Source organism: Salinispora sp. CH2A1_6 (assembly GCF_056820975.1).
This window is the reverse complement of record NZ_JBXEDG010000016.1, coordinates 534,205-561,064: the sequence shown is the minus strand read 5'-3', so window position 1 is coordinate 561,064 and position 26,860 is coordinate 534,205. Positions and strand designations below refer to the sequence as shown.

Sequence of the window (26,860 nt, the reverse complement as noted above, 5' to 3'; positions counted from 1 at the left end):
CCCTCGGCCGCTCGCCACCCCGGCGATACCCTCGCCCCAGGGTCCTGACCTGCGTGTTCAACCCTGAGCTGATCTTGTTATAGGCGCCTCGGCTGCGGTGTTACACCGGCGCGGCGGGCCGGCGCGCGCGGGGCCGATGTCCAAACCGGCCTCGAAATCTGTATCTCTATGTGTCAGCGCTCGTCGGCGGACATGGCCCACACACCCCATGTCGCAGACCCGCACTCCCGACACCCGCCAGCCGGCGCCCGTCGGACTGCTCCTCCGCCCCTGCCACACCCACCGCCCGGCCGACGCGGCCGGGCGTCCGTTGCCCGACTGGTACGGCATCCACCCCGACCACCTCGCGCTCCTTATCGCCCGCTACACCCGCGACGGCGACACCGTTCTCGACACCGACGCCCACCCGACCGTGGCGGCTGCCGCCCAGCACCTGAACCGCCGCCCCGGCGTCGCCGTCACCGACGGTGAGACCCCGTACGTGTGGCCGGAGCCGCTCGACGGCCGGTCGGCGGCCACCGCGCGGAAAGGCGCCGGGCTGGTCCTGGCGACCCTGCCGCGCGTGGACGTCGACAGCCGCGACCCCCACGCGATCGGTCACGCGCTCGGCGCGTGGCAGGCGCTGCTGCGCCCCGGCGGGTTCCTCGTCCTGCTGCTGACCGCCGGACCCGGCGGCGGTGCGCTCGGGCACCGCTCGACGGTCATCGCCGCCGCCCGGACCGCCGGGCTGATCTACCACCAGCACATCCCGGCCCTGCTCGTGCCGCTGCCTGAGGCCGAGCCGCGTACCGAGCCGGCCGTCGTCCTGCATCCCTCGCTGCCTGCCGGTCGGCATGTGCCGGCGCACCGGGACCTCCTCGTGTTCGCGTCGGTGACCCCGGAGGCCACCGATGTCTGAGTTCCGCTCGCCCGCCGCCCTGCTCGCCGCCGGTTACCCCGGCTCGGTGTGGCTGACCGGCCAGCAGCCCTCCCGGGAGTTGCGCAAGGGCCGCTACGCCGCCGAGTCGATCACGCACCCGGGCAAGATGCTGCCCACCATCGCCCGTTACGCGATCAACACCTACACCGACCCGGGCGATGTCGTGTTCGACCCGATGGCCGGCATCGGGACCACCGTGGTCGAGGCCATGCACCTCGGTCGTGAAGGCGTCGGTGTCGAATGCGAAGACCGATGGGCGGCCCTCGCGGCGGTCAACATCGCCCTCGCGGAGAAGCAGGGCGCCATCGGGGCCGGGGAGGTCTACACCGGCGACTCCCGGCAGCTCCCCGTGCTGCTGCCGCCGCAGGTGCGCGGCAAGGTGGCCCTCGTCGTGACCTCGCCGCCGTATGGGCCGTCCACGCACGGCCACGTCCGCACCCCCGGCCCCCGACGCGGCAAGGTCCGCAAAATTCACCACCGCTACGGCGGCAGTGACAACCTCGCCTACCGCGACCACGACACCCTCGCCGCCGGCTTCACCGACATCCTCGCCGGCTGCCGAACCGTCCTGCGCCCCGGCGGACACGTCGTGGTCACCGCCCGGCCGTACCGGCGCCACGGCGAACTCGTGGACATCCCCGGCATGGTCGTCGCCGCCGGACAGGCCGCCGGACTGGAACTGGTCGAGGAATGCGTGGCGCTGATGGCCGGCGTCCGCAACGGGGTGCTCGTGCCCCGTGCCTCGTTCTTCCAGATCAAGAACGTCGGAGACGCCATCGACCGCGGCGACCCGCAGTGGCTTTCCCAGCATGAGGACGTGCTGGTCCTGCGCCGCCCGACCGCCAGCCACGAGGGCGAGGGCACCCATGGTTGACCGTCCGCCGGCACTGGACGCCGAGAACGCCGACCAGGACCCGCCGACGGAGGCTGCCAACCCACCGCCCTCGGCGCCGGATGGCACCGGTGGGCCGCCAGCCAGGGCTTCGCGCATCAGCCGCCCGGACGCGGACCTGGACGTGCAGTTCGACGTCACCGTCATCGACGGCGAGGCCGGGCGACGCCTGGCGGCGCTGCAAGCCGACGCGATCCTCGACGTCCTTACCTGGCTGCACGAGCAGCAGCGGCCCTCTAGCTCGGCGGCCTGACCGAGCCGGACGCCTCGGGAGCGGGCGGCGGCGGTATCGACCATCGCCAGCCTTGATCCCTTCACCGAGTTGAGCGGTGATCGATGCCCACGGGCCGACCGCCACCCCGGCGGTCGGCCCGTGCCGCCCCACACCGCATCCCTATATAGGAGGCATCGGTTCATGTACGTCACCGTCACCCCTGACGGCACCGGCCGACTGGCGGTCCACGGCCCCGTACCGCCACCCGCCGTCCCGGCGTCCGCGACCGCGCACGGTGTCGCCGTCACTGTGGCGGTCTGCCCCGTCCCGGCGGTGGATCGCGCCACCGGCACCCTGGCCCACCCCTACAAGTTCGCCGTCGCCGGGCCGGGCATCGCCGCCTCGCCGGTACTCCCGCCGGTCACCAGCTCAGTCGGCGACCTCAACGCCGTCACCGTTGCGGTCTGCGTGCACCCGCTGAGTCACCGCATGTTCGTCGTCGGTCCGTTTACCGGACCCGACCGCGCCGAGCAGTGGTGGGCCGTCCGCATCAACCGCTTCGCAGACAGCGGCGCCCGGTGCCACATCCTCGCCCTGACCGCCCCGCCCGCCGGAGGACCGGCATGACCCCCCTCGCCCCCGCCGAGCACCGAGCGCCGTTGTCCGTGGCGTTCTACGGACGCACCGGCTCCCACCGACCTGAGCCGATTGTCGAGGCCATCCTCGCCATTCAGTACGAGCGGTGCCGCTCGGTGCTGCCCCCGTCCGCGCTCACCGCAGCGTTCTACGACGTCGGCAGCCCCAACCGGCCGTGTCCGGCGCCCGCCGCTCTCGACATCGACGGTCAACCCGTTAGCCGCAGCGGCAACCTTCACGACCTGCTCGCTGAAGCGGCTCGCACGGCACGCCGGTTCGACTTCGTGATCGCCAGCGACCTCGACCGGCTCCCGCGTCACCTGCCAACCAGAGAGCACACGTTGCGGGCGCTCGCCGCCAGCGGAGTGGAGTTCCTCATCGCGCCTGTCCGGCGCTCAGACGACCCGGCCGACGGACCACTTCCCATGCAGCGGCTGCGCAGCGCCGACTACCTCGTCGCCCTCGCCGGGACCATCACGGAAGGAGCTATCCGATGACAGCCACCCTGCCGGAGTGGCTGAGCGCCGCATCGAGCGGTCCCAGGCCCGAGCGCACCGTGCGCCTGGCGTTCCTCGCCCGCACCTCCACCGACGAACAGCAGGACCCAACGCTGTCCATCCCCCGGCAGTTGGGCAACGCCCAGCGAGCACTGCTTCCGGGCATGGTGATCGTCGCCCACTTCTACGACGTGGAGTCCTCCCGCAAGGAACTCAGCCAGCGCGGCCGAAGCACCGCATGGCAGAAGTACGACATCGGCATCCCGCGCGACGGCGGCCTCGCCGACCTGCTAGCCGAAGCCGCCTCTCCCAACCGCCGATTCGACGCGGTCATCTGCGAGTCCATCGACCGCATCGCCCGCTGGACCCACCAGGGCACCAAGATCGAGCACGACCTGGAACTGCTCGGCGTACCGCTGCTCGCCGCCGACGAGCCGATCATCCTCAACGGCCAGAACAACGGCCGCAAGCGCAAGCGCGCCAGCCAGGTGCTCCTGCGCCGCACCAAGCAGGGCGTTGCCGAGTGGTACATCCTCGAAATGCTGGAGAAGTCCTGGGACGGCTTCGAGGTCCACACCGAGCAGGGATGGAACACCGGCAAGCCGCCCTACGGCTACCTCGCCGAGAAGCACAAGCACCCCGTGCCCGCCAAGCGCGCCCAGGGCAAACACAAGACCAAACTCGCCATCGACCCGGTACGCGGACCGGTCGTCGCCCGCATCTACTCCTGGCGGGCCGACGAACAACTCTCCTACCGGGCCATCGCCGATCGGCTCAACACCGACCTCGACCGGTACCCGCCACCGCAGCCCGTCGACCCCGAGCGCGCTGTCGGCCGGTGGACCGATTCGGCCGTCCGCGAGGTCCTCATCAATCCGAAGTACACCGGGCACATGGTGTGGAACCGCCGCTCGACCAAGGACAAGCGGCACCCCGGCAAGGTCAACCGCCGCGAAGAGTGGATCGTCTCCCAGGCCCCGACTCACCCCGCTGTGGTGTCGCTGGACGTCTTCCTCGCCGTCCAGCAGGTCGCCCGCTCGCGGCACGGCTCCCGGTCCGAACCCGGCGCCGCCACCCCGAACCCACACCCAGAGACGAAACAGGTCTACCGGCTGCGCTCCTACGTCCACTGCACGATGTGCGAACGACGAATGCACGGCAAGACGAAGAGAAGTCGCACCTACTACTATTGCCAACCCCGAGGCCGCGATCGTCCCGAAGGTCACCCGCCTTCGATCTGGCTGCCCGAGGTCGACCTGCTCGACGGCATCCTCCACTTCTTCAACACATGGGTGTTCGGCACCGAGCGCGTCGCCCTCGCCGCGCGAAGCATTACCAGCGCCGAGGTCCGCGCGGCCGAGGAACACGAAGAAAAGGTCGACGCAGCACGGCGGGCCATCGCCGACACCGAGGGGCGCCTCGACCGGCTCACCACCATCCTGGAAGAGCGCGACGATCCCGACGGTGCAATGTTCCAGCGCATCCAACGACGCCTCACCGACCTGGAAGACCAACTCGCCACCCGACGCGCCGAACTCGCCCACCTCCTCGCCAACGCACCCGCGAACGCACCCGGGCCGGTGGAACTCCTCGAACACCTGCCCACCATGGAGATCAACATCGTCGACCTGCCGCCGGACCGCCTGCGGCGGCTACTCGACGCCTTCGCCGTCCAGATCCACTACGACCGGCGCCACCACCGCGCCACCTACAAAGCGCACATCAGCGCCGCCGCCCTACCCCACGTCACCGACGTGACCGGGCACCTACCCGGACCCCGGCAACGCCCCGCACGCGAACGCCACAGCCGCCGATCGGTCGGCCCCGCCACCAGCGGGGCCGACCCCGCCCCATCCCGTCGCAGTTCTTCTGTGTGCCCTGCCGGGGGCACCTAGAACATGGAAACGGGTTTGACTGACAGGGGCGGACGCCAGCGCGTCCACCCCTTCTGCTTTGCGTTCGGGCTGCCGCTGCCTCGGAACCTTCGGGGCCCTGCCCGTGGCGTCGGCAGCAGCCTGGCTGATGACGTCGATCATCTCAGCGCGCAGTGTGATCCGCTGGAGGTGTCGGTCGTACCGGATCTACAGCTGGAAGGCGTCGAACAGCTGCCTCCGCATCTCGTCGGGCAGGTCGAGCACGTTCAGATCAACGTGCGGTAGTTGGTCCACCAGTTCGCGGGTTCCCGCCGCCTTCGGTTGTGAGCGCTTGCGTCGGTTCCAGACCATGTATCCGGTGTACTTGGGGTTGTTGAGGCGGTGCTGCGCGACCAGCCGGGGTTGTTCGGGCCGGTCGCCTCTGACCCGACCACCTGGCGGCTGTTGTCGCGGCTGGACGAGAGCCTACTGGCCGGGTTGCGGGCCGCCCGTGCCCGAGCCCGCGAAATCGCCTGGGCCCGTCATGCCATGCCAAGGTCCGCGGTGACCTGCCGCACCCGATGGTGACCTGCCGCACCCGATGGTGGCCGGCTGGCACGTCGAGGGTCTGGTCCTGGACATCTACGCGACGATCGTGATCTGCCACTCCGAGAAAGAACCGGCGACCCGCGCCTGGAAGAAGACCTTCAGCTACCACCCGCTGCTGTGCTTCCTGGACAACACCGGCGAAGCCCTCGCCGGCCTGCTGCGCGAAAGCCGAGCCGGGTCAAACACCACCGCCAACCACATCACCGTCCTCGATGAGGCCCAGATCCCCGACGCCCACCGGCACGGCACCCCAATCCTGCTGCGCAGTGATTCGGCCGGGCTCCAGCCACGGCTTCCTCGCCCACATCCGATCCCTACGCGAGCAGCACCACCTGGACATCCGGTTCTCGACGCCGCCGGATGGCCTACCGGCACCCGATTCCTGGTCCGCCGCGAACGCCCGCACCCCGGCGCCCAACTGACCTTGTTCGACACCGTCGAAGGCTGGCGGCACCAGGTCGTCGCCACCGACAACCGACACCCCCATCGGCGCGGGATCGATCCAGTACCTGGAGGCCCGCCACCGCGCTCACGCCCACGTCGAGGACCGCATCCGCTGCGGCAAGAACACCGGCTTCGGCCGATTCCCGTCCCGCGTCTTCGCGATCAACCAAGCCTGGCTCCACCTCGCGCTGACCGGCATCGACCTGATCGCCTGGACCCAAACCCTGTTCCTGCACGGTGACCTCGCCCGCACGGAGCCGAAGAAGCTGCGCTACCGGCTCCTGCATGTCGCGGCACGCCTCACCCGCACCGCCCGCCGGACCCGACTCGCCACTACCGCCGACTGGTCGTGGACCGACGCCCTAACCAGGGCATTCAACCGGATCGCCGCACTACCCCAACCCGCCGGCTGACCCCGAAATCTCACGCCTCGACCCGCAGCACGGAGGAACCCGGCCCAGCACCGGGCCATCAGCATGCCAGCGAACCGGCCGACCAGCCCCGAACCAACTCATCGACCAGCAGCTACGACAGATCCCCCAGATGAATGACCGAGGCCAGCGTTGCGTAGCCGGCCCCGGCCCCGGCCCCACCAGATCATCCGCGACCGTGGCCTGTGAGCCCGAAATGTTATGGTTGTCGGATCGCCTCCTCGTCTTCATGGCGTACCTGTCTCCTCAATCAGATATGACGCTCAGACGAAGCCAAAGGTGACCGATGAACGACCAGCGTCAGCTTGCCGATGAGTTCCATCGGCTCCGTGGCCACCTGCGCGGTGTCGCGTCGCGCATACTGGGCTCCTCGGACGAGGCGGACGACGCGATCCAGGAGGCGTGGCTGCGCGCGAACCGCAGCGACGTTGGCGTTGTTGCGAACGTGCCGGGGTGGCTGACCACGATCGTCGGCCGGGTGTGTCTCGACATGGTCCGTTCTCGCCTGCGCCGGCCCGAGGTCCCGATCGATGTGGGCGCTCCAGACCCGCCTGCCGGTGACACCGCGAGCAGTGACCCGGCCGAGGCAGCCGAGCTGGCCGACTCGGTCGGGCTGGCCCTACTGGTAGTTCTGGATCGGTTGACACCTGCCGAACGTGTCGCGTTCGTGCTTCATGACCTGTTCGCCGTGCCCTTCGCCGAAATCGCAGAGGTGGTGGAACGGTCGCCGGACGCCACGAAGAAGCTGGCCAGCCGCGCCCGTCAACGCGTGCGCGGGGCGCCGAAGCTGCCTGCCTGCGACGTCGAACGGCACCGCAGGGTCGTCGAAGCGTTCCTCGCCGCGACTCGGGCCGGCGACCTGTACGGCCTCATCGCAGTGTTGTCACCCGACGTCGAGCGGCGGGCGGATCGAGTTGCACTGCGGCGGTACGCCCGTGCGCACGTTCGAGGCGCTGGCGAGGTCGCGCAAGAGACGCTTACCAACAGCCAGCAGGCTCGCTTCGCTGAGCCCGCGCTCATCGAGGGTGAAGTGGGCGCAGTCGTGGCGCCAAGGGGGCGGCTGCGGTTCGTCCTGCAGTTCGTGGTCCACGACGATCGGATCGCTGCGATTGAGGTCGTCGGTGACCCACTCCGGCTCCGGCAACTGGACATTGCCCTATGCGCGCCGGTCACCTCCGCCTGACCGCAGACGTCAGATGGGTGGCAGGTTCACCGCAGGGGAGGTTGCACATGAGCACCAAAATCGCCATCGTCTACCACAGCGGATACGGCCACACTCGGCGGCAGGCCGAGGCGGTTAAAACAGGGGTTGAACTGGTATCTGACGTCGAAGCACTCATGCTGACCGTCGAGGAGGCCAAAGACCAGTGGGTCGAACTGGCGTGCGCCGACGCGATCATCTTCGGTGCGCCGACGTACGTCGGCGGTCCCTCGGCCGCTTTCAAGGAGTTCCAGGAGGCCAGTTCCGCCGCAGTGATGCGCAACGGCTACCTGTGGCGTGACAAGATCGCAGCGGGATTCACCAACTCGGGCACACAGGCGGGCGACAAGCTGGCGACGCTAACACAGATGGTGATCTTCGCCGCCCAGCACGGCATGCACTGGGTGTCGCTCGATCTACCGCCGGCGAACTGCTCGGCAACCGGCTCGGAGCACGATCTCAACCGGCTTGGGTTCTGGCTGGGCGCCGCCGCTCAGTCGAACGTCGACGCCGGGCCTGAGCAGGCGCCCCCGAAAGCCGACCTGCTCACCGCCGAGCACCTCGGTCGACGCGTTGCCGAGATCACACTGCGGTTCGTACAGGGGGTCGCCCTCGACCGTTAGCGGATGTTGAGGGGCTCGCAGGGACGCCGCGGCTTCGGCGACCGGCTGATCCTGCAGGCCCTGCACCGTGACCCGGCGTGATGGCCGACCTTCTCATCGACACCATTCGCGCAGCAGGCTCGCCAACCTGGGGTTTTCAGGATCGGTGATCTTGGGGTGGGCCAGAAACAGATCGGTTGGAATAGCGGGCGACGATGTCGGCGGTTTTGGGCCGCCCGGGCCAGTGGGGCTGTGGTGGACGGCCGAGAACGGCACTGTGCGGAGCCGTCGGCCCAGCCGGTCGGCCTGGTCGCGGCCGAGCTGCGACAGACCTTCGTCCGGCTCGTGGTCGGAGGCCGAACCCTGTTCGCCGTGGCGAACGAGGTACAGCTGTGTACGAGCCATCGTGGGCGACCCTCCGGGTCCTTGTGCGACGAGGAGCACAAGGACCCGGAGGCACGGACGACCCGGTCGAGAGCACTGCCAGGTGCACTCTTCTGGCACCCCTCCCTACACCGCATCACCTTCACATCGGGTTGCCGGGCGCGCGGTCGCGTCGTAAGCGCGAACCCGCGCATGTCTGGGCGTACCAAGGCCGCCTCGGGCCCATGCCGATGATCGTCTTAAGTCGGCGGGCCGGCGAGCGTGGCGGCCCGCAACAGCGGGTCTCGCAGCCACAGTGGCCGCAGGCGGGTCAGTCCGGCCGCCGCGCCGGCGATGCTCGCCAGCCGTTGCACAGTACGGCGGCGCTGCCGGTCGTACCGCTGGAGCCCGTCCGCGACCGTCGGCGCCCGTTCCAACGCCTCGGCGAGTGCGACGGCGTCGATGAGCGCCTCGCAGGCGCCCCGGCCCAGATCGGGCCGCATGCCGTGCGCCGCGTCGCCGATCAGCGCGACGTTGTGCCGCACGAAAGACGCCAGTCGCGGCACCGCGTACAGATCGTGGCGCAGGATGTCGTCCTCACGGATCGCGTCGAGAACCGGCCGTACCGGGGCCGCCCAGTCCCCGAAACGGGAACGCAGCTCGGCGAGCTCGGCTCCGGGCGAGAACGCACCCTCCGGTGCCGTGGTCATGGCGTACCAGTTCGTCCGGCCGCCCTCCTGCGGCGTCACGCCGAACTTCGCACCCGCCCCCCAGGTTTCGGTGACCGCCTCGGTAACCATGCCGTCGAGCCAGCCACGCCACGCAGTACTTCCCGTGTGCCGCGCGCGCGAGTCGGCGCCGAACAGTCCCATCCTGACCCGGCTGAAGATCCCGTCCGCCGCGACGACGAGGTCATGCTCCCGACGCAGCGGATCGAGGTCGCGCACCGGTGTCGCGAACCGCAGCACCGACGGATCGACCGCCTCGCGCAACAGGCTAAGCAACGCCGGCCGGGACAGCAGGATGACCGGGTCGCCGGTGCGCCGCTCAAGCTTGACGACGTCGATGGCGGCGATGCGTCCACCGTCGGGCCGCTGGAATGTGCCGGCACGCTGGGCCTCCCCCAGTGTACGGACCCGGTCACCGAGGCCGACTTGGTCCAGTGCTCGCAGCGCCGCAGGCCAGATCGCCAGCGCGGTGCCGGCACCCGACAGGTCGGGCTCTCGCTCGTACACGGTGGGGCGCCAGCCACGCCGGTCCAACGCGATGGCGGCGGCGAGCCCGCCGATGCCACCTCCGATGATCGCCACGGTTCCCTTCATGTCCTCAATGTACTACAGATGTAGTCTGTGGACTACCCATGTAGTGTATGGAACATGCCGACCCGTCAAGAGCAACTGCTCGACGCCGCCATCGCGGTCCTCGGCGACCAGGGCGTCCGCCACCTCACGCACCGCGCCGTCGACGCCGCGGCCGGGCTGCCAGCCGGCTCCACGTCGAACTACTTCAAGACCCGCGACGCGCTCATCGAGGCCATCGTCGACCGCTTCGCCACGCGCGAACAGGCCGTATGGGAAACGATCGCCGGACTGGTGCGCCCCAACACGCCGGATGAGCTCGCCAGCGCGCTCGCCGCGTTCGTACGCCGGGTCACCGGCCAAGAACGGACGATGATGCTGGCGCGGTACAGCCTGTTCGTGGAGGCCGCGCTCCGGCCGACGCTGCGCGAGAAGCTCGCCGAGACCGCCGAGGCGATCCGGGGTTGGGCAGCGCAGTGGCTGCGCGACCTGGGCTCGGCCGACCCGCACGCAGACTCCCGGCTGATCCTCGACCAGCTCGACGGGATCATGCTGCACCGCCTGGCATTCCCGGACCCGGCGGCGGACCCGACCCAGCAAATCACCAAGCTGACACGCGCAGTGCTCGGCCCCGCAGCCTCCTGATCGAGGCCACCAGCCGCCTCCCTCGGAGACACGCGGTCGCCAGCCAGCGATAACCACACTCCGCCGCCTGTCGGGCCGCGTGCACCATCGACAGCATCCTCATCTAGCCACCCCGTTCGCACCGGAGGTCATGGTCCCCACCGGGGCGACCGAGGTTCTGATGTGCAGCTACCCCACGCTGCGGCCCGGACCGTGGAGTCTCGGCAGTACCAGGCGCAACACCAGCGACGTCAGCAAGCTGACCGGCTACGTCAACGGGCTGGCGATCTCGTCCGAAGACGACGACGCCCGCCTGATGCACATCCCGTCTCGGCGGCGCAGCGTCGTGTTCGGCCACGCTGGGCAGCGCGTGGTGACGACCCACCTGGGCTGCCCCTTCCGGCAACGCGACGGCGGCACGTCCCGCCACGGTGGCGACCAGCGGAAGATCCTCACGTACTGGGGCCTGAGCTGGAACCAGCACTGAACGGTCCTGCTCCGCAACAGCCAGTCGGCGCGTGCTCTACGCCGATTTCTTTCCACCAGGCCCGCGCCGACCGGGACGTCACCGACCACCCGGCGCGGCTTGCCCCAACTCGACCAGGCCCACTCGCGCCCGAGTCCGAGTCCGGCTACACGGTCGGCACCGTCTCGACTGCGCCCAGGCCCTGACCCTCTGTCGCAGTGGTATGTCAGTTCCGTTTACTAGTGTCTCAGCTACATAAACCCAGATAACGATTCGGCAATGAGGGATAGACACCTACGCATCTGCCAAGTAGCTGACAAGCTGGAATAGTTTGCATATAAGCCGAGGTCAGAGCTGGTTTCGCGTGGCACGGTGAAGGCTGCAGGTGCCAACAGGATGTGCCGGGGCATAATTGTGTGTAAGATTCATCGACGTCAGCATCGACTCCCAGATCTGATCGACCAAGCCCACAGGAGGGGCATGGTCGAGCGAGCTGGCCGCACCATGAACAGTCGATGCCATCTAACTTACTGGCATCACATGGAAAGGGAAGCAGTATGAGGTTAAAGAGGACGCGAGCGCTCCTGGCGATGTCGATCGGCACCGCGGCTGCGGTGTTGATGACCGCCTCACCCGCACAGGCGGCGACCATCACCGACATCACCGCACTGATCGAAGATCATTCGAGGTACGTCGTCTGGAATGGTCTTGATCTCATCGGCTCGCCGACTTTGATCTCGGAGACCGATGCGGTTCCGGTGGGCACGGCGAAGGTCCTGTCAAGTGCTCCGTTCTACCTGGGGTGCGCGAGTTTGACGAACTCCACAAGTTTGGATCAGACCCTGACGAGCCACTCGTTCAGCAAGGGCTACTGGAACACGGTGTCGACGACCGTCACCACCGGTGTGTCGTCCACCACAAAGATTTCGGGTAGCTTCGCCCTCTCAAAAGTAGTCGGCCTTGACCTCGAAGAGTCAGTTACGGTGTCGTACCAAAATTCGAACACGCAGTCGGAGACGATCAGGGAGACCCACACCGCGCCGTCCCAGAAGGTGCTGGTGCCCGCAAAACAAACCCGGTACGTCGTGTCGTCGCTGACACAAAACACCTACAGTGGCTCGTTGGCACTCAATGGCAGTTTCCACGGCTCATTTGTGGCTTCCAGCGCTCTTTTCCCCCTCCCCCACCCATACAATATGTATGAAGTCTTGGCTAAGGCTAAAGATGCCGGCGCCAAGCTTCCTGCGGGATTCTCGCTGAACAGCTCCACCAGAAGGTTGGACTTCCAAGGAGCCGGGACCTACACGGTGAAGGCCGGGGTTCACTTCAAGGTTGAGGTCCTGGAAACGTTGCCGAGTGGGTTGCCGGCAACACAATGCGCCTGAGTTAGAGCGGGACCAGGTGGCCGCCGAGGGCGCAGCCACCGGAGGTGTCCCACCGACACCCACCACAACGGTGCCCCGCCCGACCACGAGGTCAGGCGGGGCACCGTGACAAGCTGCCCCGGTGTCCATGCCCCTCGCAAGCGTCACGGCTGAGCGCGGCAGTCGGCGGGCGACCTCGTCCAACGGCCCGTGGATGAGAACTTCGGCCTCCCAACGGTACGGAACACGAGCAAGCGCCGACGTCAGATGGGTGACGGGGTCAAAGCCGTCCGGCACCGTGAAGGTCTGCGTACCAGTCGTCAGCGAAGCGATCCGGTCGATCCGGAAGGTTCTCAGGCTGTCGTGCCGATGGTCGCGTCCGACCACATACCAGCGGCCGCGATGGAAGACGACACCGTACGGATCAAGGTCACGTTCGGTCTGCTCCTGTCGCCAGGATCGGTAGCTCATGCGGACGGCTGTGCGGGCGCGCGACGCCTGGGCCAGGGCCAGCAGCACACCCGCCTCGGGCGCCTGCGCGGTCACCGTGTCCGGCTACACGGTCGGCACCGTCTCGACTGTGCCAAGGCCCTGACCCGCTGTGACGGTGGTATATCAGTTCCGTTTACCAGTGTCTCAGATACATAAACCCAGATAACGATTCGGCAATGAGGGATAGACACCTAAAGCATCTGCCAAGTAGCTAACAAGCTGGAATAGCTTGCATACAAGCCGAGGTCAGAGCTGGTTTCCAATGACACGGTGAAGACTGCGGGTGCCGCCAGGATGCGCCTGGGCGTAATTGTGTGTAAGATTCATCGACGTCAGCATCGACTCCCAGATCGGACCGACCAAGCCCGCAGGAGAGGGCGTGGTTGAGCGAGCTTGCCGCATCATGGCTCAGTCGATGCAATCAATTTACTGGCATCACATGGAAAGGAAGGCAGTATGAGGTTAAAGAGGACGCGAGCGCTCCTGGCGATGTCGATCGGCACCGCGGCTGCGGTGTTGATGACCGCCTCACCCGCACAGGCGGCGACCATCACCGACATCACCGCACTGATCGAAGATCATTCGAGGTACGTCGTCTGGAATGGTCTTGATCTCATCGGCCCGCCGATGTTAATCTCGGAGACCGATGCGGTTCCGGTGGGTACGGCGAAGGTCGTGTCAGGTGCTCCGTTCTACCTGGGATGCGCGAGTTTGACGAACTCCACAAGTTCGGATCAGACCCTGACAAGCCACTCGTTCAGCAAGGGCTACTGGAACACGGTGTCGACGACCGTCACCACCGGCGTGTCGTCCACCACAAAGATTTCGGGTAGCTTCGCCCTCTCAAAAGTAGTCGGCCTTGACCTCGAAGAGTCAGTAACGGTGTCGTACCAAAATTCGAACACGCAGTCGGAGACGATCAGGGAGACCCACACCGCGCCGTCCCAGAAGGTGCTGGTGCCCGCAAACGAAACCCGGTACGTCGTGTCGTCGCTAACACAAAACACCTACAGTGGCTCGCTGGCGCTGAATGGCAGTTTCCACGGCTCATTTGTGGCTTCCGGCTTCCCTTTCTACTTTCCCGAACCGTACAATATGTATGAAGTCTTGGCTAAGGCTAAAGATGCCGGCGCCAAGCTTCCTGCGGGATTCTCGCTGAACAGCTCCACCAGAAGGTTGGACTTCCAAGGAGCCGGGACCTACACGGTGAAGGCCGGGGTTCACTTCAAGGTTGAGGTCCTGGAAACGCTGCCGAGTGGGTTTTCGGCAACACAATGCGCCTGAGTTAGAGCGGGACCAGGTGGCCACCAAGGGCACAGCCACCGGAGGTGTCCCACCGACACCCACCACAACGGTGCCCCGCCCGACCACGAGGTCAGGCGGGGCACCGTGACAAGCCGCCCAGGCTTCCATGCCCCTCGCTCACGGTCATGGCCAGCAAGGATCACGGCCGCCGCTTTGCCTGGGCGGGCAACCCGGGCAGGACTCGCGTGACCGTCACGGCACGCGCCAGGCGAAACTCTTCGCCACCAGTGATGGCCCTCAGTCGGAAGTTCGGCACCTGCACCAGGACAGCTGCCGCGCATCTGGTCCGCCGTTCGGTGCCGCAGCGTCGGCGAGGACTCGCGGCAGACGCACCCGAGGCCGTGCGGCGCTACGGGAGCGGGCTGACGCTCATGGAGGTTGGGCCGCGGTTCGGTGTCAGTGCACAGGCGGTAAGAGGGGCGGTGGTCGCAGCGGGCATCGAGAACGGAACGGACGATGCCGGCGGCATCGCGACGGGGCGCGCTGTCCCGCTTAGACGACTTGTTCGGTGCCCGGTCTGCGGCTGCTCTGAGCTGGTCAGCCAGATTTCTCAGCGCCGGCCGCAGTTGATCGGGTCGGCGGATGATGAAGGGCCACTCCAGTGCGGCCAGCAGGCGGGCCATGCCGTCCAGACGTCAGCCACCTTCGTACTCGTTCCCGGCGCTTGGCTCGGCGCATGGGCTTGGCACGACACCGCGCACGCGCTTGCCGGGCGCGGACACACGGCGCTTCCGCTGACGCTGACCGGCCTCGGCGAGTACGCCGACCGTGGCACTCCGGCGACGAACCTGGAGACCCGCATCGCCGACATAATCGACTTCATCACGCGACGTGACCTGCACGACGTCACCCTGGTCGCCCACAGCTACGCGGGTGCTCCCGTCACCGGAGCGGCCGCACAACTCGATGAACGGCTGAAGCGGGTGGTGTACGTGGACAGCGCTCCGTTCACCACCGGCATGTGCATGCTCGACCTCATGCCACCGGAGGCTGCCGACCAGCTGCGCCAGCAGATCGCCGAGGATGGCGAGGGGTGGCGACTACCGATGCCCCCCTTTGCCGTCCCGGGGATGTCCAGCAGCCTCGACGGACTCGACCAGAACAAGCGGGAGCTGCTGCGAGCGCATGCCAGCGCCCAACCATTCGGGACCTACGAGCAGCGGCTGGCGGGCCCGACCGAACCCCACCACGATGTCGGCCATGTCCTGGTCACGTGCGATGACTTCGGGGACCTGCTGGATGCCGGAATACCGATCCTGGCGTCCCTACACGAGCCGCCGTGGCGGCGCTTCGACCTGCACACGGGGCACTGGCCGATGTTGTCTGCCCCGATTGCGCTCGCCGACGTCCTCAGTGCGGCCGTCAGCTGGCCGCGGCGCAACGGGTGCATTTCAGCCGGTGGCCCGCCGAGCGCGGGCCCGACGCTTCCCCTCCTGCATCGCCTGCACCCGAGCCACCGGGATGGTGTGCCCCTCGGCGATCAGGTCGGCCGGGAGCCGCTGGGCCGTGGGCATGCCGTCCGCCCACGGGTCTGCCGCGGCGACCAGGGCGGGCGCGGTCTGAATCGTGAAATCGGTAGGTGTGACCGATGGCAGGATGTCCCAGGACACCGGGAACGACACCGGCACGCCGGGTCGCAGCCGTGGGCTGTAGGCGGCCACCACCGTCGCCCCACCGGCTCGGGTGGAGTCGATGAAGACCCTGCCACTGCGGTCCTCCCGGATGAAGGCGGTCGTCGCGAGGTCCGGGTCGAGGCGTGCCGCCCGAAGCGCGAGCGCTCGGGTGGCGGCGGCCAGCTCCTCCGCCGTCGCCTCCGCCGTCACCGGCACGAACACGTGCACCCCCTTGGCGCCGCTGGTCTTCACCGCCCCGGCGAGACCGGCACCGGTGAGAGCCCGTCGGACCAGGAGGGCCGCCGCCACCGCCACCTCGAACGGGGCGCCCTCCGGCGGGTCCAGGTCGAGCACGAGGTGGGTCGGGCACTGCGGGGCGGCGACCGTGGCGAGAGTGGGGTGGAACTCCACCGCCCGCTGGTTGGCGAGCCAGAGCAGCGTACGTCGGTCGCCGCAGAGGGCGTACGAGATCTCGCGGTGCGACGCTGCCGCCCACACCCCCGTACGAGGAACCCAGTCCGGGGTGTACTTCGGCAGGTTCTTCTGCATGAACGGGGGCTGCCCGGGGCGCACCCGCATGACCGACAGCGGCCTTTCCCGCAGGTGCGGCAGGATTCGGTCGCGCACCGCGTCCAGGTAGTTCACCAGGTCGTGCTTTGTCGCACCCGCCCCGTCGAACAACGGCTGACTCAGGTTGGTCAGTGCCACCCCGTCCCGGGTCTCCTCGGCCTTGCCCATCTGATCACCCTGCCGGGCGCCGAGACGGCGGTCAACACCACCGGCCGTAGACACGAACACGTCGGCCTGCCGCGTGCCGAAACCGGCGGTGCCCGAAGCACCCTCGCCGGCCGTCACTATGCCCGGCCGAGCCCACGAGAGTGTGGCGAACACCACTGGATGGCCCACCAGTCGTCATCTGACCGATCGGTCAGGCATGCTGTTCGAGGAGGTGGGACCGACATGACACGGGCAGCGCCCGAGCGGCACGCCGATATTCTCACGGCGGCGGGGCGACGGTTTGCGCAATCCGGCTACCGGGGCACGTCGTTGCAGGACATCGCGGCAGACGTGGGCTGTTCGAAGGCGGCGGTGCTCTACCACTTCGCCGACAAGAAGGCCATTCTCGCCGAACTGGTGGCCCGGCCGATCGACCAGCTACGGGAACTCGATGAGCGCATCGCCGCCGCGAGCAGCCCGGCGGAGGCGCAACAGATGGCGGCCGAGGGCTTCGTCGATCTGGCGGTCCGGTTCCGCCGCGAGACCGCGTTCCTGCGCGGTGAGTTCCCCGGCCTGTTCCAGCAACCCCCCTTCAGCCACCTACAACACATCCCGGATCGGCTCGTCCATGCCTTCGCCGGACATTCCGACCGCCCGGCCGCCCGGGTCGCGGCGCTGGTGATCCTCGCGGGCATCGCCGAGACGTGCGGCGAATTCATCGATCTCCCCGAGGCGGAGCTACGTCCGGCGCTGCTAGCGCTGGTCCGCCGGGCACTCGAACCGGTCACCTGACCCCACCAATAACGACGGAGGACTCCGACCCATGTCGACCCTGCTCTATCGGCTCGGCCGCGGTGCGATGCGCAGACGACGCCTCGTCGCCGCGATCTGGCTAGTCGTGCTCGTCGGTCTCGGCCTGGCGGCCCTGAACCTGCGTGGCCCAACGGCGAGCGACTTCAGCATGCCCGGCACCGAGTCGCAGCAGGCGAGGGATCTGCTCGAGGAGCAGTTCCCGGCGGCCAGCGGCGCCACCGGCACAATCGCGCTCAAAGCCCCGCAGCCGGGCCTGCTTGGCACGCCACAGGGCCAGGCGGTAGCCACCGAGGTCACCCAGGAGGCCGCGACGCTGCCCGGCGTGACCGCCGCGGTGGACCCACTCACAGCCCAGGCCATCAGCCCGGACGGCCAGTTCGGGCTGATCCAGGTCCAGTTCACCGAGGGTGCGGACAAGGTCACCGACGAAGAGCGGGAGGCGTACGAGCAGGTCGGCGCCGCGGCCAAGGCGCAGGGCTGGCAGGTAGCCCCCGGCGGTGAGGTACTCAACGCCGAGCCGCAGGCCGGCTCCTCCGAGGCGATCGGCGTCGCCGTCGCGGCGATCGTCCTGGTCATCACCTTCGGCTCGCTGGTAGCAGCGGGAATGACCATGCTCAACGCGCTGATCGGGGTCGGCGTCGGCATGGCCGGTCTCTACGCGCTCAGCGGCACGGTGGAGTTGACCAGCACCGCGCCGATCCTCGCCCTGATGCTTGGTCTCGCGGTCGGCATCGACTACTCACTCTTCATCACCTCCCGCTACCGGCAGAACCTGCTCGAGGGGCTGCCACCGGACGAGGCGGTCGGCCGGGCGGTCGGCACCGCCGGCTCGGCCGTGCTCTTCGCCGGCGCCACCGTGGTCATCGCGCTGTCCGGTCTGGCGGTGGTGAACATCCCGTTCCTGACCGTCATGGGTCTGGCCGCCGCCGGAACGGTCGTCATCGCCGTGCTGGTCGCCCTCACCCTGCAGCCGGCGCTGCTCGGCTTCGCCGGCCGGCGGGTGCTCCGCCGCAAGCAGCGGCACCACTACCGGACCACCCCGGCCGAGCCGGGAACCGACGCATCCGAGCCGACCGTGCCGGCCGAGGACCGCTCCACCTTCGGCTTCCGCTGGGCCCGGCTGGTCATCCGGTTCCGGGTGCCGGTGATCCTGGTCGCCCTGCTCGGGCTGGGCGTGCTCGCGCTGCCCACCTCCGACATGCGGCTGGCCCTCCCGGACCAGGGGACCGCACCGGTCGGCTCACCGGCCCGGGTCTCCAACGACCTGATCAGCGAGGGCTTCGGGCCGGGCTTCACCGGTCGGCTGGCGATCGTGGTGGCCGGGGACAGCCCGCAGGCGACGGCGGCAGCCGTACCGCAGGTCGCGGCCCTGGTTCAGGACACCAGCAACGTCCTGGCCGTGGCGCCACCACAGCTGAGTCCGGACGGGCGGACCGCCCTGCTCGGCGTGATCCCGGAGACCGGGCCCACCGACCCGGCGACCGAGCAGGTGGTGGATGACATCCGCGGCTCGGTCGGCGGCATCCAGGGAGCCGACGTGCTGCTCACCGGGGTGACGGCGATCGGTATCGACGTCTCGGAGAAGCTCACCGACGCCCTGCCGATCTATCTGCTCCTGGTGGTCGGGCTGTCGATCGTGCTGCTGATGCTGGTGTTCCGCTCACTGCTGGTGCCGGTGAAGGCCGCGCTGGGCTTCCTACTCACCGTGGCGGCCACCTTCGGGCTGACCGTCGCGGTCTTCCAGCAGGGCCACCTCGCCGACCTGGTCGGTCTGGACACACCGGGGCCGCTGATCAGCTTCCTGCCGATCCTGCTCATCGGTATCCTCTTCGGACTGGCGATGGACTACGAGGTCTTCCTCGTCTCCCGGATGCGGGAGGACTTCGTCCACGGCGACACCGCCCAGCAGGCCACCATCAGCGGAATGGGTCACGGTGCCCGGGTGGTCACCGCGGCCGCGCTCATCATGATCTCCGTCTTCGGTGGCTTCATCTTCATGGAGGACCCGGTCATCAAGTCGATGGGCTTCGCGCTGGCGGTCGGCGTCGCCATCGACGCGTTCGTGGTCCGGATGACGATCGTGCCGGCGGTCATGTCCCTGCTCGGCGACGCCGGTTGGTGGCTGCCGCGCTGGCTGAACCGGGTCCTGCCCAACGTGGACGTGGAGGGTGAGGGACTGCGGAACCACCTGGCGGAGCAGGAACCCGCCCGCACCTGAGGTCACCGAAGCGGCCCCCTGTCCAGCGCGTGCTGCGCCGGGCAGGGGGCCCTTCCCGTACTGCGCCGGACCAGGGGCCCCACCTCGGGCACCGCCCGCTACACCCCAGCCGGGTACGTCTCCAGCTCCCCGTGGGTGCCTCGGGTGGGGAGCGGGTCCAGGGCGGTCGCCTCATCGCACCAGACGAACCCGTCGTATCGCTCCCCCAGTCGGGTCGGCTGATAGTTGCCCCAGGATTCGAACGAGGGATTGTAGACCACCCCGATCGCCCGGTGGTCCAACGGCTCGGTCACCCAGCTGGGCTGGTCGGCGCCGCCGAAGATCAACACTGCCTGTTCCGGCAGCAGCTCGTGTAGCCGCCGTTCCACCGACCCCTCCCGGGCCGGCGGAACGGCCATTCTCTCGGCCGGCGAGCCCCAGTGCGGCGCGGCGACCACTGTGCCCCGATGGCTGCCGAACCCGACCAGGACGACATCGTCCCGGCCGTGCCGCTCCCGGGCCAACTGGCCGAGGCTGACCATGCCGTCCGCGACCATGTCGGTTGCCCGCGCGTCCCCGACGTGAGTGTTGTGGGCCCACACCACCCCGCGCGCCCCCGGGCCGTAGCGCTCCAGCAGCCGGTCCAGCGTGTCGGCCATGTGATTGTCCCGGATGTTCCACGACTCCGGTCCACCGCCAATCATGGCGCGGTAGTACCGCTCCGCGCCGGAGACGACCTCCGCGTTCTGCCAGGCCGAGAAGGCGTCCGCACCGTCGGTCGCCGAGTGCTCCCGCATCCGCGCCAGCAGGCAGACCACCTCGTCCTCGCAGCGCGCGGAGACGAACCGGCTCGCCGCGCCGTACTCCTCGATCCGCCGTCCGTACGGCTCGAAGCACCGGTAGGCGTCCTGGGCGGCGTCCAGCGCCCCGGGCGCCTCCTCCCCCAGATAGTCGAAGATGGCCTGCATCGACTCCCACAAGCTGTAGACGTCCAGCCCGTGGAAACCGACCCGTTCCGGCTCGGGCCGTTGCCCGTTCCACTCCCGCAGCCAGCGGCAGAAGCGGGCCACCTCCGCGTTCGCCCACATCCAGGTGGGCCACCGCTCGAACCGTTCGAGGGCGGCCTGCGGTTCGACGGCGGCGTCGGGGGCGGCCGTGACCGAGCGATGCACCCGGTCGCAGTCTGGCCAGTCCCCCTCCACCGCGACGAACGAGAATCCCCCCTCGACGATCAACCGCCGGGTCAGCTCCCCCCGCAGCCGGTAGTAGTCATGGCTGCCGTGGGTCGCCTCCCCCAACATCACGATCTGGGCGTCCCGGGCGCGCTCCAGCAACGGGTCAAAATCGCTCGGGGCGCCGAGCCGCTGCACCAGCATGCCGGGCGGCTACCCTGCCCAGCGGGTGGGCAAACCCGGTGTGCCGGCAGGCGGAGCGGGTATCCGTACGCATGACCGTCTCGGACGCACAGTTGCAGGACCACATCGCCACCCTCGACTACCCCGTATCCCGTGCGAACCTGATCCGGTGGGGCCAGGAGAACGGGCTGAGCACGGAGATGTTGCAGGTACTGCGGCTGTTGCCGGAGGCGAGCTTCGACTCCCCGGCCGAGCTGTCCGAGGCGCTGAACCCTCTCGTCTAGGGACGTTGTCGACAACCCGGGCGTTGGTCAACGTCATGGTGTTGTTCGTACCGTTGTAGATGCCACCACCCGTGGCGCCCGCCCAGGTGCCGTCGCCCCGGTCGCCACACCCTGCCCCAGGAAGGGAGCCCGGGCTACGAAGACCCCAACAGACGGAACAGCACCAGCCACTGCTCCGGCCAGACCTGACCGACCGGGGTCGCCGGATCGAGTCGGGTCGCGCGCAGCGCCGCCGCCAGCCGCGCCCGCGAGTGGTGGCGGGCCAGCGACGCCGCGAGCGAGCCGCCGACGCCGTCGAAGCCCAACTCCACCATCCGGCGGTACGCGGGCAGCGCCGCCACCGGCAGCAGCGGCTCCCGGCGGCGCTCGATGCGCAGGATGCCGGCGTCCACCCGCGGGATCGGACGGAACGCCGTCCTGGGCACCCGCCCGGCCAGCCGCCAGCTGAACTCCGGCCAGCTGCGCACGGTCAACCGCGTCCACCGCCCGTAGTCACCGCTGCGCTTGCGGGCGTACTCGAGTTGGGTGAGCAGGGTGGCCGCGCGTAGGCCCGGCGCGGCCAGGCACCAGCGGACCACGGCGGAGGTCAGCGACCACGGAATGTTGCCGACCACGTCGAACGGCGCCCGCGGCGGCGGGGCGGTCAGGAAGTCGGCCTGCCGACAGGTCACAGTGGGCAGATCCGCGCAGCTTCGGAGCAGTTCGGCAGCGGCGACCGGGTCTACCTCGTAGGCGATGAGGCGACGGCTGCGGGCGGCGAGCAGTCGGGTCAGCTGGCCACGTCCGGCACCCACCTCCAGTAGGAGGCGGTCCGGGTCGGGCTGGGCCGCCCGGGTCAGCCGGCTGATCGCGGCCGGATCAACAAGAAAGTTCTGGGATAGCACGCGACGGGACCGGTCGCGTGCGGTTGCTCGGGTACGGCGGGGCGCCATGGATCGTCGTCCTGTCTGTCGCCGGTGGCGACGCAGGACAGGCAGCCGGAATCGGGGCCTGTCCGGGTGGGTCGAGACTCGGACGGCCCTCGGCGCGGGCGCGCGGTGCGCGGTTGGTCAGACGCGGCGGGCGCCGGCCGGGGCCGGACGCCGAACGCGCGGACGGGCCACCAACAGCAGCCCGTGGGCAGCCGGTGCGGCAGCCCACTCGGTCAGGGTGTACGCGAACATGGCCCGGACTGTAGTCGCCCAGGCCACCCCGCTCAACAGATTTTCGCCGTACCAGCGTCAGTACAGGTCGTCGCCGCACCGGCCCCGGTCGGGACGTGCTGGGCGGCTACGCGGGCACCTCAACGGTGCGGGCCTCGGCGCGGGCCGTCTCCGCCGCCGCCAGGATGGCCACCACCTCACGACCGAACCGGACGTCGAGGAGGTGATCCCGGGTCCCCGAGTCGATCTCCGCCAGGAGCTGGTCGATCGCCGTCCCGAACGCCCCGGCCAGGGTGCCGTTGCCGTGGGGAGCAGCCTCGATGCCACTCTCGCCGTAGAAGACGACGTCCTGACGGACCACTCCGCTGGGAGCGTCCAGGGTGAGCGACAGCCTGCTGGTGGCGCCGTTGTCGTGGTGGAGCAGCAGGTGCACCAGCCCTCGGGGGCCGTTCATCGCCGCGACCCGGGTGACCCGCCCCATGACCGGCAGGATCAGTGACAGCGCGTGCGGACCGATGTCCCAGAGCCCGCCGTGCTCACGCCGCCAGGTGGAGCCCATGTACGGGCTGCCCGGCTGGAAGATCGAGCTGAAGAGGGTCGCCTCGGCGTGCTGCCAGCCGCCGTCCGCGGCGGTCGCGGCGAGGAAGTTGGTGACGTTCTGGTGATAGCGCTGGGTGAAGAAGACCAGCGAGGCGACGTCGGCGGCCCGGGCCGTGGCGACCAGGCGGTCGGCGTCGGCGAGGGTCAACGCGAGCGGCTTGTCGAGCAGCAGGTGCCGTCCCGCCGCAGCGGCCCGGGTCGCCAGGTCGACCTGCACATCAGGTGGCAGGGCGATCGCCACAGCCTCGCACGCCTCGATCAGCGCGTCAGCGTCGTCGAACGCCGGCACGCCGTACCGCTCGGCGAGCGCGGCGGCCTTGGCCGGATCCCGCCCCCAGACACCGACCAGCTCGGTACGAGGATGAGCGGCCAGGCCCGCTCCGTGTGCCTCGCCCGCCCAGTGCCCGGTACCGAACAACCCAAACCGCACCACGAACCTCCAGCCAGTCGGCGCCGCGACCCACCGCGGTGTCGCAGACAACGCTATCCCGCGGGGCAAGGACGCCACCGGCAGGTGTACTCCCCGGATGAGTAGAGTGTGCCGGTGACCGAAGCGAGCGCGACCACCAGCGCTGCTGGCGACCTTCCAGTCGACGGGCTCCTCGCCGCCGTCCCGATCGCGCTCTCCCTCCTCGTCGCAGGTTGGGCCCTCGTGGCGACCCTGCGGCACCGCGCCCCGGACCGGGCGCAGTTCGCCGGCCTGGCCGTGCTGGAAGTGGCGCTGCTCGTGCTCACCGTCGTCACCCTGATCGCCCTCGGTGGGGGCCAGCGGCCGGATGAGCCGGGGTCCTTCTTCGGCTACCTGGCCACCCTGGTCTGCCTACCCCCGCTGGCCTGGGTGCTGGCGCGAATGGAGCCCACCCGGTGGGGGTCGGCCATCGTCTGCACGATCTGCCTGGTCACCCCGGTGGTTCTGGTCCGACTCCAGCAGACCTGGACGGTGCTCGGTGGCTGACCGGCAACCCACCGAACGCCCGCAACCCGCCGATCGGAGGCGACCCGCCGATCGGACGCGGACCAACTCCGGTCCCGGCCGCCTCCTGATCGCGGTCTACCTGCTCTTCGCCATCGCCGCCACCAGCCGGGCCGGCCTCCAGATCGCCACCCGGTTCGAGGCGGCGCCGATGGCGTACCTCCTCTCCGCCTTCGCCGCGGCGGTCTACATCGTGGCGGCGGTGGGGCTGGGCCGGGCCGGTCGCACCGGCCGCCTGATCGCACTGGCCTGCTGCACGGTCGAGTTGGTCGGGGTGGTGGGTGTCGGTGCGGTCAGCCAGGCCCGGCCGGAGTGGTTCCCGGACGAGACGGTCTGGTCCGGCTTCGGCAGCGGGTACGGCTACATCCCGCTGGTGCTGCCGGTGCTCGGTCTGCTCTGGCTCTGGCGTACCCGCCACGACCTCGGCCTGGCTCTGGCCAGCCGGCCGAGGCCGTCCCGGGTCGCGCCGGATCAGTCCTTCGGCCCGCCGGCGACATAGAGGACCTGCCCGGAGACGAACGACGCGCCCGCACTGGCCAGGAACGAGATCGTGTGCGCGATGTCCTCCGGGCGGCCCACCCGACGGACCGGAATCTCCGCCTCAGCGTGCTTCTGCAGCGTCTCGAAGTCAATCTTCATCCGGGCGGCCGTCGCCGCGGTCATGTCGGTGACGATGAAACCTGGAGCGACCGCGTTGACCGTCACCCCGAACGGGCCCAACTCGATCGCGAGGGTCTTCGTGAAGCCCTGCAGACCGGCCTTCGCCGCGGCGTAGTTCGCCTGCCCCCGATTGCCGAGCGCGGAGGTGCTGGAGAGGTTGACGATCCGGCCCCACCGCTGCTCGACCATGTGCTGCTGGGTGGCCTGGCTGAACAGGAAGGCACCCCGCAGGTGCACGCCCAGCACCGTGTCCCAGTCAGCGTCGGACATCTTGAACAGCAGATTGTCCCGCAGCACACCGGCGTTGTTCACCAGGACGGTGGGCGCGCCGAGATCGGCGGCGACCCGCTCGACGGCCGCCTCCACCTGGGCCCGGTCCGACACGTCCGCACCGACGCCGAGCGCCCGTCCACCCGCCTCGGCGATGGCGGCGACGGTCGCATCGGTCGCGGACTTGTCGATGTCCACCACCGCTACGGCCAACCCGTCGGCGGCCAACCGTCGGGCGGTGGCCGCTCCGATGCCCCGCGCCGCGCCGGTCACGATCGCGACCCGCTGCTCCGACATGCTACCTCCCAGTAACCTCGATCGATCGAAGGAGCTTAACCCACTCGACTCGACCCGGTACCCGGCCAGGAAGCGGTCGCCGCTCGGGGGCTCGACGGGTTGTCCGCCGCGCTACCGAGGGTAAGAGCCGGCGAGCGGCCCTGGTTGACGCCGACAGGAAGCCGACCAGGGCCGCTCGCACCGCTAGCGGCGGAAGGTGAACCAGGTGACGTTGACGAAGTCGTTCGGCTGGCCGCTGGTGAAGGTCAGGTAGACCGTGTGGCGACCGGTGGGGCCGGCGACGTTGCCGGGTACCGAACGCCAGCTCTGCCAGCCGCCGGTGCTGCCGATCGCGAAGCTGCCGATCGGTGGGCTGGTCGGGCTGTCCAGGCGCACCTCGACCAACCCGCTCACCCCACTACCGGCGCCGGAGGCGACCCGGGCGACGAAGTCCCGGGGTCCGGTGGCGCCGAACTCGACGTTGTCGTACCGGGCCCAGTCACCGTTGCGCAGATAGCCGATGTTCTCCCCGCCCTCGGTGGCGTCCTCCACCTGTACGCCGTACTGGCCGTCGAACGACTCGGCCTCGATCGTCGCGTACGCGTCCCGCGCCCCGCCCGGCGGTGGGGTGGTCGGTGGCGCGGTGGTGGGCGGGGCGGTGGTCGGCGGAGCGGTGCCAGCGCCTCGGCTGTAGACCGCGACGTAGTCAACGAGCATCGGCCGACCCGGCACCGTCGCGGCGGTCGGAGTGGTCCCCCCGGCGACACCATTCGGGAAGGCACCACCCATCGCCACGTTGAGCAGCAGGAAGTAACCGTCGTGACTGGTCATCTGGGACCAGGCCGGCTCACCGACCCGGGTCTGCGTCACCGTGTGGTACTGCTCGCCGTCGACGTACCAACGCAGCTCCTGCGGGCTGACCGAGGCGTCCCACTCGAACCGGTAGGTGTGGAACGCCGACTGACAGGTGGCTCCCGGGCAGGTTCGGGCGGCCCCGATGCCGTTGAACTCGTCGCACGGCCCACCCGGCGCGTAGCCGCAGTGCAGCACGCCCCACACCGAGTTGATCCCGTTGACGTTCTCCATCACGTCGAACTCGCCGACGCTCGGCCAGTTCTGGAAGTTACCCCGGTACGGCGAGCCGAGCGCCCAGAACGCCGGCCAGTAGCCGGCCGCCGGAGCCCCGGTCACGTTCGGCACCTGGAGCCGGCCCTCGATCGCGAGGACGCCGCCAGCCGGCGGCTTGAAGTCGGTCCGTACGGTCTCGATCCGGGCCGAGGTCCACCCGCCGGCCGAGTCGCGCAAGGGGGTGATTCGTAGGTTGCCCGCACCGTCGTGACTGAGGTTGGCGGTGCTGTCGGTATACGTCTGGATCTCGCCGGTGCCCCAGTTGGGCGGGCCGCCGGGGTAGCTGGTGCCGAGATCGATGATCCAGTTGGCCGAGGAGGGCAGGGTGCCGGCCGCACCGTCGAAGTCGTCGCTCCAGACCAGACTCCAGCCGGGGGCGGGCGTGGGCACGGCGGCGCTGGCGGTGACCGCGACACCGGCCAGGGCGGCGGTGGTGAGGGCAGTGAACAGCGCCAACGCCAGTCGCTTCCGGCGTCTCGCGGGCAGGGCGGCAGACGCCCCGGGTGGGTTGTGCATGAACGTGCCTCTCTGGGGGACGGGTCGAGAGAGCGCTCTCACCGAGTTGTACGTGCCTGCCACGCAGTTGTCAATGTCGATCTCCCCCAGCTCCACGCAGCACACT

General features: G+C 69.2%; 26 protein-coding genes and 4 pseudogenes. 19 read left to right on the top strand and 11 right to left on the bottom strand.

Annotated elements, in window-relative coordinates; genetic code table 11:
• Positions 1–208: 208 nt before the first annotated feature.
• The 6 genes from AC1UKG_RS23685 (at position 209) to AC1UKG_RS23660 (ending at position 5,053) form a co-directional block, all read left to right on the top strand.
• Positions 209–898: a hypothetical protein gene (locus AC1UKG_RS23685; protein WP_482642402.1), complete on the top strand. Its 690-nt coding sequence runs from the start codon at positions 209–211 to the stop codon at positions 896–898.
• Positions 891–1,793 (top strand): TRM11 family SAM-dependent methyltransferase, encoded by a 903-nt coding sequence (locus tag AC1UKG_RS23680; protein WP_482642403.1) that lies wholly within the window; start codon positions 891–893, stop codon positions 1,791–1,793. The genes AC1UKG_RS23685 and AC1UKG_RS23680 overlap by 8 nt, the downstream gene beginning before the upstream one ends.
• The gene (locus tag AC1UKG_RS23675; protein WP_482642404.1) at positions 1,786–2,064 is read left to right on the top strand and encodes a hypothetical protein; all 279 of its coding nucleotides are present in this window, start codon (positions 1,786–1,788) and stop codon (positions 2,062–2,064) included. The genes AC1UKG_RS23680 and AC1UKG_RS23675 overlap by 8 nt, the downstream gene beginning before the upstream one ends.
• A 162-nt stretch (positions 2,065–2,226) precedes the next feature.
• The gene (locus tag AC1UKG_RS23670) at positions 2,227–2,652 is read left to right on the top strand and encodes a hypothetical protein (protein WP_482642405.1); all 426 of its coding nucleotides are present in this window, start codon (positions 2,227–2,229) and stop codon (positions 2,650–2,652) included.
• Positions 2,649–3,158 (top strand): hypothetical protein, encoded by a 510-nt coding sequence (locus AC1UKG_RS23665; RefSeq protein ID WP_482642406.1) that lies wholly within the window; start codon positions 2,649–2,651, stop codon positions 3,156–3,158. The genes AC1UKG_RS23670 and AC1UKG_RS23665 overlap by 4 nt, the downstream gene beginning before the upstream one ends.
• A complete protein-coding gene (locus AC1UKG_RS23660) occupies positions 3,155–5,053 on the top strand; it encodes a recombinase family protein (RefSeq protein WP_482642407.1) in 1,899 nt (632 codons plus the stop codon). Before AC1UKG_RS23665 ends, AC1UKG_RS23660 begins: the two co-directional genes overlap by 4 nt.
• A 186-nt stretch (positions 5,054–5,239) precedes the next feature.
• On the opposite strand, the gene AC1UKG_RS23655 is transcribed toward AC1UKG_RS23660, so the two are convergent.
• On the bottom strand, positions 5,240–5,383 hold the full coding sequence (locus tag AC1UKG_RS23655) for a hypothetical protein (RefSeq protein WP_482642408.1): 144 nt from the start codon (positions 5,381–5,383) through the stop codon (positions 5,240–5,242).
• Positions 5,384–5,410: 27 nt separating this feature from the next.
• On the opposite strand from AC1UKG_RS23655, the pseudogene AC1UKG_RS23650 reads away from it, so the two are divergent.
• The 3 genes and pseudogenes from AC1UKG_RS23650 to AC1UKG_RS23640 form a co-directional block, all read left to right on the top strand.
• Positions 5,411–6,477: pseudogene (locus tag AC1UKG_RS23650) on the top strand (transposase); the annotation flags it as partial.
• A 304-nt stretch (positions 6,478–6,781) separates the two neighbouring features.
• Entirely contained in the window at positions 6,782–7,678 is an 897-nt protein-coding gene (locus AC1UKG_RS23645; protein ID WP_018745803.1) for a sigma-70 family RNA polymerase sigma factor, read from the top strand.
• Positions 7,679–7,725: 47 nt separating this feature from the next.
• The gene (locus AC1UKG_RS23640) at positions 7,726–8,319 is read left to right on the top strand and encodes a flavodoxin family protein (protein ID WP_018745804.1); all 594 of its coding nucleotides are present in this window, start codon (positions 7,726–7,728) and stop codon (positions 8,317–8,319) included.
• Between the two features lie 93 nt (positions 8,320–8,412).
• Here the strand turns inward: AC1UKG_RS23640 and AC1UKG_RS23635 are convergent, their stop codons facing one another.
• Complete coding sequence (locus AC1UKG_RS23635; protein ID WP_482642409.1) at positions 8,413–8,703, bottom strand: histidine phosphatase family protein; 291 nt, start codon at positions 8,701–8,703, stop codon at positions 8,413–8,415.
• A 218-nt stretch (positions 8,704–8,921) separates the two neighbouring features.
• Positions 8,922–9,983, bottom strand: a complete 1,062-nt coding sequence (locus AC1UKG_RS23630) for an FAD-dependent oxidoreductase (protein ID WP_482642410.1) — start codon at positions 9,981–9,983, stop codon at positions 8,922–8,924.
• 54 nt (positions 9,984–10,037) lie between these two features.
• On the opposite strand from AC1UKG_RS23630, the gene AC1UKG_RS23625 reads away from it, so the two are divergent.
• The 3 genes from AC1UKG_RS23625 (at position 10,038) to AC1UKG_RS23615 (ending at position 12,434) form a co-directional block, all read left to right on the top strand.
• The gene (locus AC1UKG_RS23625; protein WP_018745806.1) at positions 10,038–10,604 is read left to right on the top strand and encodes a TetR family transcriptional regulator; all 567 of its coding nucleotides are present in this window, start codon (positions 10,038–10,040) and stop codon (positions 10,602–10,604) included.
• Positions 10,605–10,764: 160 nt separating this feature from the next.
• Complete coding sequence (locus AC1UKG_RS23620) at positions 10,765–11,070, top strand: hypothetical protein (protein WP_482642411.1); 306 nt, start codon at positions 10,765–10,767, stop codon at positions 11,068–11,070.
• Positions 11,071–11,606: 536 nt separating this feature from the next.
• Positions 11,607–12,434: an ETX/MTX2 family pore-forming toxin gene (locus tag AC1UKG_RS23615; protein ID WP_482642412.1), complete on the top strand. Its 828-nt coding sequence runs from the start codon at positions 11,607–11,609 to the stop codon at positions 12,432–12,434.
• A 138-nt stretch (positions 12,435–12,572) separates the two neighbouring features.
• Here AC1UKG_RS23615 and AC1UKG_RS23610 read toward each other — a convergent pair.
• Positions 12,573–12,965, bottom strand: a pseudogene (locus tag AC1UKG_RS23610) (WYL domain-containing protein); the annotation flags it as partial.
• A gap of 396 nt (positions 12,966–13,361) precedes the next feature.
• On the opposite strand from AC1UKG_RS23610, the gene AC1UKG_RS23605 reads away from it, so the two are divergent.
• A complete protein-coding gene (locus AC1UKG_RS23605; protein ID WP_482642413.1) occupies positions 13,362–14,189 on the top strand; it encodes an ETX/MTX2 family pore-forming toxin in 828 nt (275 codons plus the stop codon).
• 515 nt (positions 14,190–14,704) lie between these two features.
• Here the strand turns inward: AC1UKG_RS23605 and AC1UKG_RS23600 are convergent.
• A pseudogene (locus AC1UKG_RS23600) lies at positions 14,705–14,845 on the bottom strand (transcriptional regulator); the annotation flags it as partial.
• A gap of 3 nt (positions 14,846–14,848) precedes the next feature.
• On the opposite strand from AC1UKG_RS23600, the pseudogene AC1UKG_RS23595 reads away from it, so the two are divergent.
• A pseudogene (locus AC1UKG_RS23595) lies at positions 14,849–15,577 on the top strand (alpha/beta fold hydrolase); the annotation flags it as partial.
• Between the two features lie 24 nt (positions 15,578–15,601).
• On the opposite strand, the gene AC1UKG_RS23590 reads toward AC1UKG_RS23595, so the two are convergent.
• Positions 15,602–16,561: a DNA polymerase domain-containing protein gene (locus AC1UKG_RS23590; protein ID WP_482642423.1), complete on the bottom strand. Its 960-nt coding sequence runs from the start codon at positions 16,559–16,561 to the stop codon at positions 15,602–15,604.
• 222 nt (positions 16,562–16,783) lie between these two features.
• On the opposite strand from AC1UKG_RS23590, the gene AC1UKG_RS23585 reads away from it, so the two are divergent.
• A complete protein-coding gene (locus AC1UKG_RS23585; protein WP_018744061.1) occupies positions 16,784–17,332 on the top strand; it encodes a TetR/AcrR family transcriptional regulator in 549 nt (182 codons plus the stop codon).
• Between the two features lie 31 nt (positions 17,333–17,363).
• The gene (locus AC1UKG_RS23580; protein WP_029124683.1) at positions 17,364–19,571 is read left to right on the top strand and encodes an MMPL family transporter; all 2,208 of its coding nucleotides are present in this window, start codon (positions 17,364–17,366) and stop codon (positions 19,569–19,571) included.
• A gap of 98 nt (positions 19,572–19,669) precedes the next feature.
• Here AC1UKG_RS23580 and AC1UKG_RS23575 read toward each other — a convergent pair whose 3' ends face one another.
• Positions 19,670–20,926 (bottom strand): erythromycin esterase family protein, encoded by a 1,257-nt coding sequence (locus tag AC1UKG_RS23575; protein WP_018744063.1) that lies wholly within the window; start codon positions 20,924–20,926, stop codon positions 19,670–19,672.
• A gap of 71 nt (positions 20,927–20,997) precedes the next feature.
• Here AC1UKG_RS23575 and AC1UKG_RS23570 point away from each other — a divergent pair, with 71 nt between their 5' ends.
• On the top strand, positions 20,998–21,189 hold the full coding sequence (locus tag AC1UKG_RS23570; protein WP_018744064.1) for a DUF2795 domain-containing protein: 192 nt from the start codon (positions 20,998–21,000) through the stop codon (positions 21,187–21,189).
• 134 nt (positions 21,190–21,323) lie between these two features.
• Here the strand turns inward: AC1UKG_RS23570 and erm are convergent, their stop codons facing one another.
• Positions 21,324–22,121: an ErmE/ErmH/ErmO/ErmR family 23S rRNA (adenine(2058)-N(6))-methyltransferase gene (gene erm, locus AC1UKG_RS23565; RefSeq protein ID WP_026271313.1), complete on the bottom strand. Its 798-nt coding sequence runs from the start codon at positions 22,119–22,121 to the stop codon at positions 21,324–21,326.
• A 337-nt stretch (positions 22,122–22,458) separates the two neighbouring features.
• Positions 22,459–23,364, bottom strand: coding sequence for a Gfo/Idh/MocA family protein (locus tag AC1UKG_RS23560; RefSeq protein ID WP_018744067.1), 906 nt, complete (start codon positions 23,362–23,364; stop codon positions 22,459–22,461).
• A 105-nt stretch (positions 23,365–23,469) separates the two neighbouring features.
• On the opposite strand from AC1UKG_RS23560, the gene AC1UKG_RS23555 reads away from it, so the two are divergent.
• Together AC1UKG_RS23555 and AC1UKG_RS23550 are read left to right on the top strand one after the other, a co-directional pair.
• Positions 23,470–23,886, top strand: coding sequence for a hypothetical protein (locus AC1UKG_RS23555; protein WP_018813950.1), 417 nt, complete (start codon positions 23,470–23,472; stop codon positions 23,884–23,886).
• Positions 23,879–24,403: a hypothetical protein gene (locus AC1UKG_RS23550; RefSeq protein ID WP_018744069.1), complete on the top strand. Its 525-nt coding sequence runs from the start codon at positions 23,879–23,881 to the stop codon at positions 24,401–24,403. The genes AC1UKG_RS23555 and AC1UKG_RS23550 overlap by 8 nt, the downstream gene beginning before the upstream one ends.
• Here AC1UKG_RS23550 and fabG read toward each other — a convergent pair.
• Together fabG and AC1UKG_RS23540 are read right to left on the bottom strand one after the other, a co-directional pair.
• Entirely contained in the window at positions 24,376–25,131 is a 756-nt protein-coding gene (gene fabG, locus AC1UKG_RS23545) for a 3-oxoacyl-ACP reductase FabG (RefSeq protein ID WP_018744070.1), read from the bottom strand. The genes AC1UKG_RS23550 and fabG overlap by 28 nt on opposite strands.
• Positions 25,132–25,314: 183 nt before the next feature.
• A complete protein-coding gene (locus AC1UKG_RS23540; RefSeq protein ID WP_482642414.1) occupies positions 25,315–26,754 on the bottom strand; it encodes a carbohydrate-binding protein in 1,440 nt (479 codons plus the stop codon).
• Positions 26,755–26,860 lie beyond the last annotated feature (106 nt).